The following is a 1,380-nucleotide window of genomic DNA, read 5'->3' on the forward strand; positions in this document are numbered from 1 at the left end:
AATCAATTAAAATCATGGCTACTGAGAATAGACCAGTATCCTGTTATCTCCCAAAAGATATAGAAGACAGCCTTACTAAGTATTGCACTCAAAACAATATCACTCGAAAAGATAAGGCCGGGAACATTCAACCGGCAATGGGAACCGCCATAGTAGAGATTCTCGAAACCTTTTTCGGAGATAGCCCTAGCAAGTTGCCCAACTTCGAGGAAAAGATCGACGCGGCGATCGAAGCCAAAATGAACGCGGCGATCGCATCGCTTCGGACTGAATTAGCTCCCCTATATGCGATCGCCCAGAGAGAAGATTAGAGCGGTCTCGCGTAGCGAGCGCTTTGCGTTCACCTAATGCACGCCCGTCAGTCATATTTGAAACAGATTAGCTAGGAGATTACCTCATGACAGCAGTTACCGAAAATGATCTAAAAAGGCTAGAAGATTTAATCGTTAGTAGTATGAGGGTGATCGAGTCCCGATTAACTAGCCTAGAAAATGGACAATCAGAAATCAAGTCAGATATAAAGTCCCTGAATGGAAAGACAGAAAATATCGACAAGCGACTCACCTCGATCGAAGCCCGTCTAGAAGCATGGAAACCCTCGATCGACAAAACGGCCGATCTTGCCGAAAAAGTAGGAGAACTGAAAAACTGGAAGCAGATCGGGGTAGTGGTAATCACCGCTTTTATCAGTTCGATCCTTAGCGGCATTACCGGCGGGGTGATCGGTTGGCTGATCCGTTCAGCGAAATTCAACCCCTAACACCTAAAACCTAACACCTAACCCTTTTATCCATGCCCTCGACTTTCTCAGCCAGCTTGGCTTGTCCTATCTCTAGCTTGGTTAGCCGGTCATCTATTTTGTCAAACCCCTCATCTACCTTGTCAAATCTCTCATCTATCCTTTTTTCAAGAGAATCGATTTTTTGGCTAACTTCCTTAATGCTGTCTTTGATTTCCCGGAGAACAGCTTCTAGGGAATACTGTATAAATTATAGACTTTAATCTATTGTCCTGTATATAAAAAAACTGTTTAATCAGGTCACTGTTTATAAGAATCCTTTAAATATTATGTATCACGACTACACATCTAATTTTCTGCTTATCAATTGGTTTAACACAAAGCCTAAAAGTGGCAGGCTTTAAACCCAATTTTTCGATAAATCTCTGGCTTTTTATCCACCAGCCCTTAACACTTGTTCAGCCGTTAATTTCAGCCCCGGGAAAATGGTGGAAGTTATAGTCTGATTGCCTCGAAACTGCTGAATTTCATATTCTCCATCCACTAGCGTACAGATGGATAGAGTGGGCTGTTTGGGCTTACCAATATGTCGAGTCCCGCCCAATCCCGCATAATCGGCAATCCAATATTCAGGAATGCCT

Annotated in this window: 4 protein-coding genes; 2 read left to right on the forward strand and 2 right to left on the reverse strand. The window is 43.1% G+C overall.

Annotation, left to right across the window (positions count from 1 at the left end; genetic code table 11):
* Both PX484_RS02000 and PX484_RS02005 read left to right on the forward strand, forming a co-directional pair.
* A partial coding sequence (locus PX484_RS02000) for a hypothetical protein (RefSeq protein WP_288102727.1) occupies positions 1-311 on the forward strand: 311 nt, incomplete at its 5' end.
* Positions 312-397: 86 nt separating this feature from the next.
* The gene (locus tag PX484_RS02005) at positions 398-760 is read left to right on the forward strand and encodes a hypothetical protein (RefSeq protein WP_002762526.1); all 363 of its coding nucleotides are present in this window, start codon (positions 398-400) and stop codon (positions 758-760) included.
* Positions 761-770: 10 nt separating this feature from the next.
* Here the strand turns inward: PX484_RS02005 and PX484_RS02010 are convergent, their stop codons facing one another.
* Positions 771-986, reverse strand: a complete 216-nt coding sequence (locus tag PX484_RS02010) for a DUF4164 family protein (RefSeq protein WP_071839468.1) — start codon at positions 984-986, stop codon at positions 771-773.
* Positions 987-1,172: 186 nt separating this feature from the next.
* Positions 1,173-1,380 (reverse strand): Uma2 family endonuclease (locus PX484_RS02015; protein WP_288102728.1); only part of this gene is annotated, 208 nt, incomplete at its 5' end.

This window comes from Microcystis sp. M49636_WE2 (assembly GCF_030065375.1).
Classification (GTDB): Bacteria; Cyanobacteriota; Cyanobacteriia; order Cyanobacteriales; family Microcystaceae; genus Microcystis; species Microcystis aeruginosa_C.